8 protein-coding genes are annotated in these 16,921 nt (G+C 56.6%); all 8 read left to right on the top strand.

The annotated features are described in order from the left end of the window. Positions 1-87: 87 nt before the first annotated feature. The 8 genes from ACZ5EH_RS11900 to treY all read left to right on the top strand — a co-directional run bounded on the left by ACZ5EH_RS11900 (position 88) and on the right by treY (position 16,732). Complete coding sequence (locus ACZ5EH_RS11900; RefSeq protein WP_464274098.1) at positions 88-2,562, top strand: hypothetical protein; 2,475 nt, start codon at positions 88-90, stop codon at positions 2,560-2,562. Between the two features lie 19 nt (positions 2,563-2,581). After that, a complete protein-coding gene (locus ACZ5EH_RS11895) occupies positions 2,582-4,561 on the top strand; it encodes a hypothetical protein (RefSeq protein ID WP_464274097.1) in 1,980 nt (659 codons plus the stop codon). A gap of 124 nt (positions 4,562-4,685) precedes the next feature. After that, positions 4,686-5,843 carry a hypothetical protein gene (locus tag ACZ5EH_RS11890; RefSeq protein WP_464274096.1) on the top strand — a complete coding sequence of 386 codons (1,158 nt, stop codon included), beginning with the start codon at positions 4,686-4,688 and terminating at the stop codon, positions 5,841-5,843. Between the two features lie 44 nt (positions 5,844-5,887). Further along, complete coding sequence (locus tag ACZ5EH_RS11885) at positions 5,888-7,330, top strand: UTP--glucose-1-phosphate uridylyltransferase (protein WP_464274095.1); 1,443 nt, start codon at positions 5,888-5,890, stop codon at positions 7,328-7,330. 139 nt (positions 7,331-7,469) lie between these two features. Beyond that, positions 7,470-9,383, top strand: coding sequence for a 1,4-alpha-glucan branching protein GlgB (gene glgB, locus ACZ5EH_RS11880; protein ID WP_464274094.1), 1,914 nt, complete (start codon positions 7,470-7,472; stop codon positions 9,381-9,383). A 196-nt stretch (positions 9,384-9,579) separates the two neighbouring features. Beyond that, complete coding sequence (treZ, locus tag ACZ5EH_RS11875) at positions 9,580-11,454, top strand: malto-oligosyltrehalose trehalohydrolase (RefSeq protein WP_464274093.1); 1,875 nt, start codon at positions 9,580-9,582, stop codon at positions 11,452-11,454. Then, entirely contained in the window at positions 11,451-13,883 is a 2,433-nt protein-coding gene (locus ACZ5EH_RS11870; RefSeq protein WP_464274092.1) for a DUF3536 domain-containing protein, read from the top strand. The genes treZ and ACZ5EH_RS11870 overlap by 4 nt, the downstream gene beginning before the upstream one ends. Then, on the top strand, positions 13,880-16,732 hold the full coding sequence (treY, locus tag ACZ5EH_RS11865) for a malto-oligosyltrehalose synthase (protein WP_464274091.1): 2,853 nt from the start codon (positions 13,880-13,882) through the stop codon (positions 16,730-16,732). Before ACZ5EH_RS11870 ends, treY begins: the two co-directional genes overlap by 4 nt. Positions 16,733-16,921 lie beyond the last annotated feature (189 nt).

Genomic DNA, 16,921 nt, shown 5'->3' with positions numbered 1-16,921 from the left:
GTGCGCACAGCCATCACTGCCCATTGCCATAACTCTGTAAGGTTCACGCTGTTGCGATTTGCGCTACTGCTGTTATTTGTGGCGTTTATGCTCTCGTGCGCCCGCCCTCCAGCAAAAACACCGGATGAGAAAGCCCCACCGGTATCCTACACCATGCTGCAAGGTTTTCCGAACAAGGACAGTCTGCAGCCCGAACCCCCGAGCAAAACCCTGGAAGCCACGGTATGCATGAACGTGGTTGATGCCGGGGGCAAAAACCTGGATGAAATGCAGCAGTATCTGCATAGCAGGGCGCAGGACGTAATGCTCTGCAAAACGCTGGACGATCCCTATCTCTCAAAGGAATTATTCGCCAAGGGAGATGCGCTGCCCAAAGACCTGCGCACCCAGGGCACAAATTGTCTGCGCATCACCAACGAACGCTACTACAATGGAAAAGAGCTTGGTGAGCTTTGTGTCCAGACACAGGGCACCCTCATAGACCACGGGTGCGAAAAACTGCACCGCGTCATGGCCACCCACTCAGCCTGCGCCAGTCAAAAGGGCACAGACCTGGGGAAGTTGAAATCACTGGCGGAACAAAGAGCCCTGCGGGAAATCCTTGCCAAGGAACATCCCGACCTGGCCGATGCGCCCCTTGAGGATCTGAAGCGACTGCTTTCCAAATTTACCGTTGTCACCAGCAAGAATGACCAGGCCTCCAATACAGCCTGTGTGCAGGTGCAGGCCGTATACACGCCCATGGCCGCGGCGTTTTATAAAAGCGCCCTCACCGCCCAGGCGGAGGCCAAGGAGCTTGCGCAAAAGAAAAAAGCCAAAGAGTCTGGATCACTCATCTTTTTTCTGGACCTGAAAGACTATGATGTAGGCGACCTGCTGCCAATATACGGTGACGCCATTGCCGTGGTTCAGGACATTACCGGCACCAGGGTTCTGGGGTTGAACGGAGCCACGGACGGGGAAGCCCTCATCGCCAACCTGGTTCCAAAGGACAGTAGCGCTCCACCAACGACTGTCGCCACGCCTTCCTCTTCCACAAAGCCAGCTGCGACCACGCCCCCAGACGACGGCGCAAAAAAGAGCACTCCGACTAACGACGCCACGCCGACCAGTGGCGACAATTCCGGCAATGCTACCGGCGATGCCACCGCTGCAAGCGCTTCGTCTTCCAGCGATGCTTCCAACGCGGCGTCCCAGACGACCGCCCCCAAGGCTTCGCCGGAAACGGCCCAGAACACATCCCAGAACACATCCCAGGACACGTCCCAGGATACGTCCCAAAACGCGTCCCCAGAAACATCCAAAGGCGCGTCTCCAGAGGCGTCTCCAGAGGCACCCCCAAAGGGGCCCCAAGAAACGGCGCCCTCTTCCTCCCAAGCGGCCGCCGCCACAACGCAGCAGTCCGACGCAGCCACTGCTGCAACCGCAAAGGGGCAGGATACGCAGGCTCCGGCCACCGATGACGCGCAGTCTACCGCGCAAACAGCGCCCCAGGACGCCCCACAGACAGACTCTCAACCAGCACAGCAAGCTGCCTCACAGCCGACACAGCAAGCTGCCTCCCAACCAACACAGCAAACTGATTCGCAGCCGACACAGCAAACTGATTCGCAGCCGACACAGCAAACTGATTCGCAGCCGACACAGCAAACTGATTCGCAGCCGACGCAGCCAGGGGCTTCGCAGACTACGCAGCAAGCATCAGAGAAGCAGACTTCCCAGGCTGCTGCGCAGCCGCAGGACAAGACCACGGCGCAACCGCCGGCCAAGAAGATGGTGCATAAGGAACTGCCGCAGACCGTGGTGCTGGCCGAGCAAAAGATAATGGCCTTCACCATGACAGTCCGTCTCACCGGAGGCTTTCCCCTGCTTGCCAAACCGGACCCCAAGAATTTTTCCGGCGGTGTGGAGCCCCTGACAACTGGAGACAAGCTCGAAATCATGGAAGTGAGCTACGCAAACTACCTCCGCGAAAAGGTGGAGCTGACCCTCAGCCGCAAGCTGGATGGCAGCTACCAGGTTGTTTTCCACCTCGGGGGGCTCTCCACCAATCCCATGCCGATCAGCAAACCTGACGCCCCCCATACCTATAAATTCGTGCACGGAGCGGGGGCAACCATGTTTTATTTTGATGACGAGTTCGTCAAGACTGTGCCTTCCCCTGGCCAGGGCCTAGTGAGCGTCAGCTTCCCCTTTACAGGCGCAACAAAGCTTTACGAACTCCAGGTGCAACAGGATTTGACGCCGCAAGTCCCGCCTTCCAACGCTTCTGGGAAGACAGGCAAAACATCCAAAAAGAAATCAGGAAAGCAGAAGGGGAAAACTGATACGGCTTCGCCTCCCAAGAAAGACGGCAGCAGTCCAAGCCAGGGGGCAGGACCCAGCCAATCTAGTCAATCTGGCATTACAGGGCAGGACGTGGAGAACGCCATCGAATCACCCCACACCCCCACGCCTTCTTCTGACAAAGACCAGGAATCCAATGCCCTGGACATGTTCAACCCCCTCAACACCTTGGAACTTCCCGAGGTTTATGGACAGCCCCCAAGACATCTCTGCTGACAATTTGGAGACATTTCCGATGCGCATACACCTCGCCCTTATACTCTGCCTGGTTCTTCCATTAGGAGGCTGCTCTTTTGGCAGTGGTGCAGCGGATTCGGGAACTGACGCCCCCAAAAAAGCGGGGCAAGAAGCCTCGCAACAGGTTATTGCACCGCCTGCCGCTGGGCAAACACCACAACAATCCGGGCCTGCAGGCAAAACCCTGCCCCCGAATCAATCTGCGCAGCAGCCTGCAGCCGCAAAGGCCCAGACCGACAAGACCGGCAAGACCGACAGCCCGGAAAAAAGCGGCGCGGCATTGTGCGGGCCGGATATTCCCCCTGCACCTTCCAGCGGCCAGGAGGCCGGAGCCACTACAGGCGCCAACAACAAAGACACCTGGCGTGATCCCACCATGCCGGAAAAAACAAGTACGACGTCCCCTTACAATGACAAACGGCCTGGCAATGCGCCTGCCCCAGAAAACCAGGCGCAGCCTGCAGCAAATACGCAAACCAAGGCCGCCCTCCCGCAAGAAAAAAAGCAGGACGACAGTGCCGCGGGCTTGCTGCCGGGAAAACCGGGAGTGAGCGAAACAGAGCAGGCAAAGACCCAAAAAGGGGCGCAAACCGAGCAACAAGCACCTGCGCAACAGGACGCCAAGGACGGCCAGCAGGCAAACGGCAATGCCGCTGCCCAGGACGATGGACAGCAAAAAGAGCAAACGGACGGACTTGCCTCCGAAGAGGACTCCACGTACCGCTCCCCTTTTTCTTTGTATCCTTCCCGTGGTTTTTCCGTGAAAAGGGGTGCTCTTTCCAAGGAAACCAAACTGCCCTCCCCGGACAATATGGTGGTGGATGCCCAGGCATGCGACTTCATTGCCCAGCAACAGCCCGGCAAAAAAGGTGGCGATATCGAGGCCATCAAGAAGTCGCTGCTGGAAAAAGCCCGCTCAGACGCCGCTTATCTGCTCTTCACCCGCTTTTACTCCGGCCAAACGCAACTCGGCCTGCAAGGGCAGCTTCCCCTGCCATATCAGGAAGCCGTTGCCGACCGGGTTCAGTTCAAGGGGGATCCTACCTATTATAATGGAGATGTTTTTGGCGAACTCTGCGTAAGGGTGCAGGCCACCCTTCCCCCGGAGACGTTTGAAGTCGTCTCCCCTGTGGTGGCCACGCTGGAAAATTTCTGTCTCCAGCAAGGGGGGCTCGCCGAGGGCGCCCTGATGGGCAAGGCAACTTCCGTAGCGCTGGACCGGATCATCCAGAACCTGGCGCCTGGCGCTGTCCCCCCGCCCGAATTTCGGCAGGAATTGCTGAATGAAGCCAAGGTCAACGGACGCCTGGGTGGGCCGGGCAACAACACCTATTGTCTGAATATGCGCGTAGAAGTCTCGCCCTTGGAGCTGAGCGTCTACACGCCAAAACCCAAGACCGAACGCAGTGAACAGGCAGACATCCCCGACACTCTTGCCGCCAACGCGCACCCTGATTTTTCTTTGGACCTTTCCGCTTTCGCCCCTGGCGATATCGTGAGCAAATACGGCCCCAATCTGACGGTTTACAAGGACGTGAATGGTAAAAGCCTTGGCACCATCAGCCAAAAGGCCGGGCTTGCATCCATTCCTGTGACCGCTGGCCAGGACTTTGCCCTGCGTGTTCTGGTGCAAAAAGCTTCGGATTATGACTTTCTGCACAGTGAGTCGGTGCAGCTCTTCCGTCTGCACTTTGACAACAAGGCGTGGGAGCAAGCCACATTTGTGATGTCCCTGGACGACAACAACAACCCCGTGGCCAAATTTGTCACACGCACCAGTTCCTCTGACACGTTCCCCTGGACCAATGCAGCCAATTTCAACGACTGCTACCTGGTAAAACAGGGCAACCAGATAAAATTCTTTTTCAACGGAGTGTTTGTGCTCACCTACCCGACCAAAGGCGGAGCGCTGACCGAAGTGCTGGTGCCGCTGCAATGGAACGAGCGGCTCTACAACGTAATCGTCACGAATCCGTAAAATCAGCGTCGCAATACCCGGTAAATGACGCTACATCCTTTACAATGAGCTGGCTAATGGCTTATCCGTAAAAATAGAATATGAAGCGCCCCTTTCTCTTGGGGCCGGATACAAAACAACAGCTATGATACGAAAAATACTGCTCCTCGCGCTCATCGTCATTTTTGTGGCTTTAAGCGTTACGTTGTACAACCAGTACGAAATCATCCCGAATTCCAACGTTGAGGATTTGGGGACCTCCCAACGTGAAGCAGAAAAGCTTACGCGCGCCTGGACAGCAGATGAGCGTCAGGCGCTCAATGTAAAGATTCCCCCTGCGCCTAAAGAGGAAGAGCAGTCCAAAGACGAGCCACAGGAGCAGGCCTCACAGGATCAAGATGAGCCAGTGACAGAGCAACCTGCTGCGACAGACGCATCCACTGAGGAAAGCGCCACTCCTCCCGAAACAGCTGCAGCACCTGACGCGTCACCTGATGCGTCACCTGACACAAAGGGGGACGCAACGCCCCAGGCAGGCCCCGCCAAACCTGATACCCAGGCAAAAAACGAGGCCGACACGATTCTTGGTGAGCCTGAACTGACACCTCCTCTGCCCGACCAGCAAGACAAGCCCGAGGCCCCTGCTACGCAAGCAAGCAGGGAAGATCCGGAGGAAATGAGCAAGGCCGAAAAAGCCCTCAGACGCAGCGGAGGGTGGGCCATGGATCAAACGCGCCGGGCCGACAGCATGGTGAATGACGTAGAGCAGGAGCTGGATCAGGAAAAAGACACCGGCGAACGCATGAAGTTGACGCGCAAGGATGAAATCGATCCCAAAAGTCGCGTCGATGAACTTGTGACCCAGATAGAAAAGCGCTCCTTGAAAAAGGTGGAAGAAGCCGATGCGCCCAAACCGCAAAAGGTTGCAGAGGCTCCCGAACCGGCTCCGGAGCCCAAGCCCAAGAAGCGCAAATTACCGCAAAACAACGTTTCCGACATAACATTAACATCGGACGCCCAGGCGGTATTCATCACCATCAATACGGATAAGCCCATCTGGCAGTACACCTATTTCCAGATGCGCAACCCCAGGCGCTTCGTTCTGGATTTACATGGCGAATACGAACGCCCGGCAGCGATTAAAAAGGTGCCGCCCAATGCCATGGTGAAGGATATGCGCACCGGACTGCACACGACAAAGCTGCGCGTGGTGGCGGATTTACTGCCCGAGCCAACAATTGTTGCGCGTGTGGAAAAACGTTCTGACAAGACTCTTGTGATAGAACTGCGGCCAAAGCAGTAGCAACCATTTGCAATGAGAACACAAGCCCGACAAGGATCCGATTCATGACCCTGTCTGCCGTCGACTTTTCTGACATCTCCGTTGCCGCCAAATTCCGCGGCTTCGAACTGAAGATGGAAGCGCACAGCCTTTTGCCCATCGTCATCAACATATTCAAGCACTACTACACTAAGCTTTTGCAGGGCGATACGGGCAAACTCCGCGAGGAAGACATCCTCCCCGTGGATACAGAAGACGTGCGCCACTACGACGACATCGGCAGTTACCGGCAAGCTGGGGAGCGCGCCCTCAGACAAACCGTGATGATCAAACTCAACGGGGGGCTGGGCACCAGCATGGGCCTGGAAAAGGCCAAATCGCTCATCACCCTCAAAGATGACATGACCTTCCTGGATATCATCCTGGGGCAGGTGCGCCACATGCGAGATAAATACGACACCTCGCTGCCTTTGGTGCTGATGAACAGCTTCAAGACCCACGTGGACACCATGCTCCACGTTGAAAATTTCGATAACGGACCGGCCGGCATTCCCACGGCGTTTGTGCAGAACCGCTTTCCAAAGGTGCTGCAGGAGAACCTCTCTCCCGCCAACTGGCCGGACAATCCCGAACTGGAATGGAATCCACCGGGACATGGCGACATTTACTCCGCCCTGGTCTCTTCCGGACTTCTGGACAAGCTGTTGCGCAAAGGGTTCATCTACGCCTTTGTCTCCAACTCGGACAATCTTGGCGCAGTCATGGACCCGGCCATTCTCGGCTTCATGGCTCAGGAGCGGCTGGAGTTCCTCATGGAAGTGGCCCGCCGCACCCCCTCCGACCGCAAAGGGGGGCACTTGGCCAAGCTCGCCCATTCCGACCGGCTTACCCTGCGTGAAGTCGCGCAGTGCCCGGACGAGGACATGGCCAGCTTCACGGATATCGAGCGCCACCAGTTCTTCAATACCAACTCGCTCTGGATAGACCTGCGCGCCCTGGAACAGGTGTTTTTGCAGCACCATATGATGCCGCTCGACCTCATCGTGAATCCCAAGACCCTCGACCCCCGCAGTCCTGAATCTCCAAAGGTTTACCAGATAGAAACCGCCATGGGCGCAGCCATTTCTGCCTTTGAACGCTCTGCCGCCATAGAGGTACCGCGCACGCGCTTCGCCCCTGTCAAGACAACGAACGACCTGCTGTTGGTGCAGTCTGATTGCTATGTGCGCAACGAGGACGACACGCTCACCCCCACGCCGGAGCGTACGCGCCCCATGCCCCAAATCCAGCTCGACTCCAAGTATTTCAAAAAGATCGACGACTTTCAGCAGCGTTTTGCCGCCGGACCACCATCCCTTGTAGACTGTGACAGCCTGGAAGTGGTGGGCGACGTATGGTTTGGCGCCAATGTCGCCCTGCGCGGCGACGTGCGTATTTCCGCCGACAGCAACACGTCAATTCCCGACGGCGCCACACTGGAAGGCGAGGTTGAACTCGCCACGGCGTAATCCGCAGCGCAAGCGCATTTTCGCTTTGCATCAAGGCACCCCCTGCAACAATGTAAGATTGCTGCAGCATATTGCATAAGAGCATGCATACCTTGCGAGGGTTGTTTTGCTCGAACCAAAAGCCCACAGCGAGCGCACCATGACTACGCAAACCACATATCCGCTCTACATTCCTCCTTTTGATCTGCACCTTTTCAACGAAGGGCGACACTGGGATATCTACCGTATCCTGGGCGCTCACCCCTGGGAACAGGACGGGAAAAGCGGCTATCGTTTCGCTGTCTGGGCGCCTAACGCCAAGGAAATACACCTTACCGGAGAGTGCAACGACTGGCGCTGGGGCGAGTTGCCCCTGTATCCTGTTGGCACTTCGGGCATCTGGGGCGCTTTTGTTCCCGGTATTGAAAAAGGGCAATTGTATAAGCTAGGCATCAAACAGCAATCGGGACGCATAGTTTACAAAACCGACCCGTTCGCACTTTTTGCAGAGGTGCGCCCCGGCATTGCTTCCCGCACATGGGACCTGGACAACTATACCTGGCAGGACGAAGAATGGATGCAGGCGCGCCGTAAACATGGGCTCCCCCTGGAGCGCCCCGTCAGTATCTATGAAGTGCATGCCGGCTCCTGGCGACGCAAGAACAGCGGTGCAGGCTTCCTCTCCTGGGACGAGCTCGCTGAACAACTCATACCCTATGTTCTGGAGCTCGGCTTCACCCACATCCAGTTCATGCCCCTGGCAGAGCACCCCTTGGATGAAAGCTGGGGCTACCAGGTAACGCATTTTTTCGCCCCCACCTCTCGATTCGGTACGCCGGAAGAATTCAAAAGATTTGTGGACCGTTGCCACCAGGCTGGGCTGGGCGTGCTGCTGGACTGGGTGCCAGGGCATTTTCCCAAGGACGAATGGTGTCTGGGGCGCTTTGATGGCTCCGCCCTGTTCGAACATGCAGACCCGCGTCAGGGCGAACATCCGGACTGGGGAACGTATATCTTCAACTATAGCCGCCATGAAGTCCGTGGCTTCCTCTTTTCCAACGCCCTTTACTGGCTCAAAGAATTCCATAACGACGGCCTGCGCATCGACGCCGTGGCTTCCATGCTCTACCTGGATTATTCGCGCAACGAGGGCGAATGGGTCCCAAATGCCTTCGGCGGCAAGGAAAACATAGAGGCCATCGACTTTCTCAAAGACCTGAACAAGGCCGTGCACGGCATCTACCCTGGCGCCATAATGGTGGCGGAAGAATCCACGGCCTGGCCCGGTGTCTCGCGCCCCTTATATACGGGGGGGCTGGGCTTCACGTTCAAATGGAACATGGGGTGGATGCACGACACCCTGGAATATTTCAGTAAAGACCCCATCCACCGCGGTTACCACCACAATAACCTGACCTTCTCCATGCTTTACGCCTTCAGTGAGAATTTCGTTCTGCCCCTTTCCCATGACGAAGTGGTGCATGGTAAACGCTCGCTATTGTCCAGAATGCCCGGCGACATGTGGCAGCAAATGGCCAACTTGCGGGCCCTGCTCGCTTACCAGTGGGCCCACCCTGGCAAAAAACTCCTTTTCATGGGGGGCGAGTTCGGCCAGTGGAACGAATGGAATTCCCAGGCCGAACTGGACTGGTCCTTGCTCGAATTTTCCCAGCACCAAGGCATCATGGCCATGGTGCGCGAGCTGAACCGAATGCAGAGTGCTTACCCTGCCTTATACGCCTGCGACCATGACTGGACAGGCTTCGAATGGGTGGATTTCACCGACCATGAAGCCTCGGTCATCAGTTTTATGCGCAAGGCCTCGGGCCACCCCTCCATGCTTTGGGTCTTCAACTTCACTCCTGTTAAACGCGAGATATACAGCGTGGGGTGCCCTTCCCCCGGAGACTGGCTGGAAGTCTTCAATTCCGATTCCAAAATGTTTGGCGGCAGTGATGTCGGTAATGCAGGTCGGGTTGCAGCACGCCAGGCAGATTTAGGTTCATGGCCATACCGCCTGGAATTGACACTGCCCCCCCTTGGCGTTCTGGCCTTTATGCCTGAAGCTAGCTGACCCGGCGCAAGCAACCTGACACCCCAGGGGCGGGCGTTGCAGCATCGGGGATGCCGCAGCGACAATCCCCACATATTCACCTCCGTCTCGGAACTGTAATAAGCCGCCCTTACCATTGGCAGCGAACTGTGCTATTACGTCTAGCTGGAAAGGCAGGCGCACGTTCTCCGCAGCCATTCTGAAGCGAGGTTTATTCATGCTCATTGGACCATACAAAACAGGGTACGAACGCTACTTTTTCACCCTCTGGGCGCCAAAAGCACGGGCGGTCAAGCTGGAGTTGCTTAAACACCCTGACAATACACCCCCAAAAGATCCTTACGACTTCACAGTGCGTGAAGCATTGCCCATGGCCAGCCGCGACCACGGGTATTTCACCGTGGAAGCCCAGGGGCTCAAAAACGGCGATCTTTACCGATTCAACCTCGACGGCAAGACCATCCGGGCCGACCCGGCTTCCCATTATCAACCCTATGACGTGCATGGTCCCTCGGCGCTGGTGGATCATGAAGCCTTCACCTGGCAATGCCAACACTTTGCGCCCAAGCCATTGAACCAAAGCGTTATCTACGAGTTGCACATCGGCACCTTTACTCCCCAGGGGACCTTTGACGCAGCCATTGAACGCCTGGACGATCTGGCGCGCCTGGGTGTCACCACCCTGGAGATCATGCCCGTCTCCCAGTTTCCGGGCTCGCGCAACTGGGGCTATGACGGTGTCTACCCGTATGCAACGCAGCACAGCTACGGCGGCCCTGAAGGCTTCAAACGCCTTATATCGGCCTGTCATGAGCGCGGGTTGTCCGTGATTCTGGACGTGGTCTACAATCACCTGGGCCCTGAGGGGAATTACCTGCGGGATTTTGCCCCCTACTTTACTAACGCGTACAAAACGCCCTGGGGCGAGGCCCTGAATTTTGACGGTCCCCATAGCGACGGCGTGCGGGAATTCTTCATTCAAAACGCGCTTTTCTGGCTGCGCGAGTACCACATAGACGGTTTGCGCCTGGACGCTACCCATGCCATTTTTGACGAGCGCCCCGTACATCTGCTGGCGGAGCTGACTGCGGCCGTGCGCAAGTTCGAAAAGAACGAAGGCCGCTCCACGGTGCTGATAGCGGAAAGTGATCGCAACGATCCAAAGCTGGTTCTTGCCCGCGGGCTGGGTGGATACGGACTGGACGCCGTATGGAGCGACGACTTTCACCATGCGGTGCACGCCCTGCTGACGGGAGAGCGCCATGGCTACTATCAAGACTACGGCGAGATGGAGGACATAGCCAGGGCTGTCCGCTTCGGCTTCGGCTATCAGGGCGAATATTCCCCTTTCCGCAAACACCGCTATGGAGCTGATGCGTCTCTGGTGCCGGGTGAGGCGCATATCTTTTGCATCCAGAACCATGACCAGACCGGCAACCGCATGCTCGGCGATAGGTTCTCGGCCCTGCTCCCCCTGGAGGCGCAAAAGGCGGCGGCGGCATTGCTGCTTTTTGCTCCCGGAACACCAATGCTTTTCATGGGTGAAGAGTATAGCGAAACCGCGCCGTTTCTCTATTTCATCTCCCACCATGACCAGGGGCTGGTAGACGCAGTGCGCAAAGGGCGCAAGCGCGAGTTCAAACACTTTTCCTGGAAAGGAGAAGCACCTGACCCCCAGGATGCGACAACCATGCGTAAATCCACCCTGAATTGGGAGCAGCGCAAAATGCCCGGCCACAAGGAACTGCTGGATTTCTACACCACATGCCTGCGCCTGCGCAGAGAACTGCCCGCGCTTTCAAGCGGTCTCAAACCTGCGACACTTGCCTGGCCCGGCAACAAATCAAAAACCCTCGCACTGAGACGCAGCATGGACGGCGTCCACGCCCTCGGGCTCTTCAACCTGGACAATGCATCCGGGCACGATATGAACCTGGACCTCTACAATGGAGGGGGCACATGGCAAAAACAACTCGATTCCAGCGACGCAACCTTCGGCGGCCCGGGCACACAACTGCCCGAAACGGCGCAGGGAGTTGTGACACTGCCGCCCTTGAGCGCTGTGCTATACACACTAGAGGAGAGAATGTGACGAAATACATTTGTATTCATGGACATTTTTATCAACCCCCGCGTGAAAACCCCTGGCTGGAGGAAGTGGAGCTGCAGGACTCGGCCGCGCCGTACCATGACTGGAACGAACGCATTACCGCCGAATGTTACGGCCCCAACACCTGCTCACGCATCCTGGACGATGAACAACGCATCATCGACATCATCAATAACTACACCAGGATGAGTTTCAACTTCGGCCCCACCCTGCTTTCCTGGATGGAGCGCCACCAGCCTGAAGTCTATGCGGCGATCATCGAAGCCGACAAACTCAGCCGCAAATATTTCGAGGGGCATGGCTCGGCCATTGCCCAGGTTTACAACCACATGATCATGCCCCTGGCCAACCGTAGAGACAAACAGACCCAGGCGGCATGGGGCATAGAGGATTTTCACAAAAGATTCGGCCGCGATCCGGAAGGCATTTGGCTGCCGGAGACCGCTGTGGATACCGAGACCCTGGAAGTGATCGCCGAAATGGGCATTAAATACACGATCCTGGCGCCCCGCCAGGCATCCCGTGTGCGGCGCATAGAAAAGGGCAACGCAGGAGAATGGCTGGATGTGAGTGGCTCCAATGTGGACCCGACCACCCCGTACCGCTGCACCCTGCCTTCAGGGCGCACCATTACGCTCTTTTTCTATGACGGCCCCATCTCCCAGGACCTGGCGTTTGGCGACATGCTGCAAAGCGGCGAGGCCTTCAAATCCCGGCTCATGGCCGCCTTTACGGATGACGGCCGCGACTGGCCCCAGCTTGTGCACCTGGCCACGGACGGTGAAACTTACGGCCATCACCACTCTTCCGGTGAAATGGCTCTTTCCTGGGCCTTTTCCCTCGTAGAAAACGACCCAGAAGTGGAGCTCATCAATTACGGCCTGTACCTGGCCAAACACCCCCCGAAATTCGAGGCTGAGTTCTTTGACAATTCCTCCTGGAGCTGCATCCATGGCGTAGAGCGCTGGAAAAGCGACTGCGGGTGCAACTCCGGCATGCGACAGGGGTGGACACAGGCCTGGCGCACACCGCTGCGCGAGGCAGTGAACTGGCTGGGGTTAAAGCTGGCGAATGTGTTTGAAGAGTACGCGCCATCCTATTTTAGCGACCCCTGGAAAGCGCGGGAAGACTACATCAATGTCATGCTCGACCGCAGCTCGGAAGAGGTGGGCCGCTTCATGAACCGGCACGCCACAAACCAGCTGACTCCCCAGGAAACCATCCTGGCCATAAAGCTGCTTGAAATGCAGCGTTTTGGACAGCTTATCTACACAAGTTGCGGTTGGTTCTTTGATGAAATTTCGGGCATTGAGACGGTCCAGATTCTCCAGTACGCAGTCCGCGCCATCCAACTGGCGGAAGAGCTGAGCGGTAATTTTCTGGAGGAGGATTTCCTCACTATCCTGGAAAAGGCTCCCAGCAACGTGCTGCCAAACGGCGCGGAAGCCTATCGCCGGCATGCAAAACCCGCCAAGGTGGACCTGCTGCGCGTCGCTGCCCACTACGCCATTACTTCGCTCTTTCAGGAGCATCCCGAAGAATACGACTTTGCCAGCTACCAGATGGTTTCGGAAATCAACAACAAGGTCACTGCCGGCCGCTCGAATCTTATAACGGGCAAGGCGCGCATGACGTCGCTCATTACGCGCGAACATTCCGTGGTTCAATTTGCGGTGCTGCACCCTGGCGACCACAATGTCACCTGCGGGGTCAGCTTTTTTGTGGACCTTGAAAGCTACCGCTCCATGGAGCAGGACCTGCGCGCATCCTTTGAACGCGGCGACATCACAGACTCCATCCGCCTGATGGACGAGCATTTCGGCAGAAACACCTTTTCCATCTGGCACCTGTTCCGCGATGAACAGCGCATGGTGGTGGACGAGGTGCTGGAGCCGGCCTACTCCATGGCGGAAGCCAGCTATCGCCAGATTTACGAAAGCAACTACACCATTCTCAACTTTTTGGACCACTTGCATATTCCACCGCCAAGCCACTTCATGGACGCTGCGCGCTACGTGGTGAACAACGACCTGAAGCGCCTCTTTGACAATACGGACATCGACCTTCAGGTGCTGGACGCGCTGATAGGCGAAGCAAACAAGTGGCATCTGGTTCTGGACAGCCAGACCCTTGGCTTCAAGGCCGCAGGGTGGATCAACCGCAGCATGGAGGATATTGCAGGGCATCCTTTGAACCCCGAGCGCATCGAAGCCATTCGACAGGTGCTCGAACATTTACGACCTTTGCCCCTGGGCATGCACCACTGGAAAGCACAGAATATCTATTTCACCATGTGGAAAAAACATTTTGTACACATGCAGCAGCAGGCGGAAAAAGGCTCACCTGAAGCGACCGCCCTGCTGGAAAGCTTCTCCGCCCTGGGCGATCTTTTGAACGTGAGGTTGCGATGACAGCGCCACTCAGTACGTACCGACTGCAATTCACACCGGATTTTGACTTTGAAAAATGCACTGAAATAGCGCCTTATCTGGCCCGTCTTGGTGTGGAGCAGATTTATGCTTCCCCAATTTTCCAGGCCCGCCCCGGCTCTGAACACGGGTATGATGTGTGCGACCCGACGGCCATCAACCCTGAGCTTGGCGGTCGGGAAGGCTTTGAAGCCTGTATCCGCGCCATCAGAAAACAGGGCCTGGGGTGGCTGCAGGATGTGGTGCCCAACCACATGGCTGTGACGGGCAACAACGCCTGGCTTGTGGATGTGCTTGAAAGCGGCGAAGCATCACGCTTTTACGATTTCTTTGACATAGACTGGGACCACCCCCTTGAAAGCATCCAGGGGCGCATGCTGGCCCCTTTTCTCGGCGGCTTCTATGGCGATACCCTGGAAAAAGGGGAAATCCGCCTTGGCTTCGATGAAAACGGCTTCTACTTCAGCTACTACGACCTGCGTTTTCCTGTCCGGCTGGCATCGTACGAGCGTATTCTTACCCACGGGCTGGAGCGCTTACGAAACGAGCTGGGGCGTGAGGACACGGACTATATCAAGCTTCTGGGCATTCTCTACACAGTAAAAGGCCTGCCCCAGGAGCAGGCGCAGCAAGAGCGCCACTACCAGATTCATTTCATCAAGCGCATGCTCCATGAACTGTACTCCACCAGCGATTCCGTGCGCCACTTCATAGATGCGGGGCTGGCCGCCTTCAATGGCGAACAGGCAGACATTCCTGAATCCGACACAAACGGGGGCAAGTCGCAACGCTACGATCTGCTGAACCAGTTGCTAAGCGAGCAGTTGTTCCGTCTTTCTTTCTGGAAAGTTGCAGGAGAAGAAATCAATTACCGCCGTTTCTTCAGCATCAACGATTTGATCTCCCTGCGTGTTGAAGAAGAAAAGGTCTTTGAAAAAACCCATGAACTGATTCTCGAATATATTGCCGACGGCTCCTTTGACGGACTGCGCGTGGACCATATCGACGGACTGTATGATCCTTCCACCTATTGCAAACGGCTGCGTGAAAACGCCCCCGACGCGTACCTGGTGGTGGAGAAAATCCTCATGGATGAAGAGCCCTTGCCATCGTTCTGGCCGATTCAGGGCACGACGGGGTATGACTTCACTGCAGCGGCCTGCAACCTGTTCGTTCCCCAGGAAAACGAAAAGGCAATCGACGACATCTACGTTTCGTTCATTGGGCAGCGTCGCTCCCTGGCCAAACTGGTGGCGCGCAACAAGCGCAAGATAATCGAACGCCACATGGCGGGGGATGTGGAAAACCTTGCGCGGCTGGTGAACCGCGTCTCCAGCCGGGACCGCCGCGGATTCGACATAACCCTGCTTTCCCTGAAACGCGCCATTACGGAACTGCTGGTCAACTTTCCGGTATACCGCACCTACATTTCGCATGACGCCTTCCGCCCCGCAGATCTGAGCTACATCCGCTCTGCAGTGCGGCAGACACGGCGCAAGAACCCCGAGCTTTCCTCCGAGCTGGATTTTCTCGAGCGATTTCTGATCCTGGATTTTGATGAAAGCATCAGCGAAGAGGATCGCCGCCTCTGGATTCAGTTTGTCATGCGCTTTCAGCAATATACGGGGCCGCTCATGGCCAAGGGCGTGGAAGACACTACCCTGTATGTCATGAATCGTCTTTTGTGCCTTAACGAGGTGGGCAGTGAAGCCTCTGTCTTTGGCCTTGCGCCCGAAGCAGTGCATACGTTTCTGCAGGAGCGCGGCAAGCTCTGGCCGCACACCATGAATGCAACCGCCACCCATGATACAAAACGAGGCGAAGATGCCCGTCTGCGGCTGGCGGCCCTGGCTGAAATACCCGACGAGTACCAGGCAGCGCTCAGACGCTTCAACAAAATCAACGCTCGCAAGCGGCGCACCGTGCAAAACGGGGGGGACCCCGTAGCACCTACGCGCAATGATGAATTCTTCCTGTATCAGACATTGCTGGCGACCTGGCCGGCCGATTCCAAGGACGAAGACGAGAGAATATCCTATCCCGGCCGCATCCGTGACTACATGATAAAGGCCGTGCGTGAAGGCAAGGAAAGCTCGGGCTGGATTTCGCCCAACGAAGAATACGAAGAGGCTTTGTTGCGTTTCGTGGACGCCATTCTCAAACCGGGGCGCAATGCATTTCTCCGCGAGTTCGAACCCTTGCAGCAAAAAACAACCCGACTGGGCATGCTCTATTCATTGGGGCAATTGCTCCTCAAGCTCACGGCGCCAGGTGTTCCGGACATTTACCAGGGCACCGAATACTGGGATCTTTCTCTTGTAGATCCAGACAACAGGCGACCCGTGGATTTTGCCGCCCGGGACAAAAATCTCCAGGACATGGAGCAATCGTTTGCTACCGATCCAGAAAAACTGCTGGCCTCGTTGCTGGCGACGCCGGAAGATGGAAAGATCAAGCTCTTCACCCTCTGGCGCGGGCTGGCTGCTCGTAATGCCAATCCATTGATCTTTCGTCATGGCGAGTATGCGCCCCTGGGCTTCAGCGGCGCGCGTGCCGGCCATCTTTTCGGCTTCACAAGAACCTTTGAGGGGCAGTCCTGCGCCACTATTTTTCCCAGAAAAGCAGCGCACTTGATGCAAGATGGCTTCCCCCTGGACAAAATATGGCAAGACACCTACTGCGAACTGCCCCTGGAAAAAGGGGCCAGCCTACAGAACATCTTCACTGGGGAAACATTCACCCCCCGCGAGCCAGGAGGGCCGATACCCGTTGCCTCCCTGCTCAAACATTTTCCTGTGGCCTTGTGCATCACTACGCCACCGGCAAAATAGCTTTTGAAAAGGAATTGTAAAACGGTGGGTTAGGGAGATACTGCAAAATTGTAGCCTTGACATGAGGACATATCTTTTCCAAACTCCCCCCTGCCGTTTCACTATGATTCCTCTGAGACCCTATACTTGTGCCGCGGCTGCAAATCTGATGACAGGATGCGGCACCTGACGGGCCTGGCCCGTTGTGGC

The organism is Desulfovibrio biadhensis, assembly GCF_055388615.1.
This window is presented reverse-complemented; position numbering and strand designations above follow the sequence as displayed.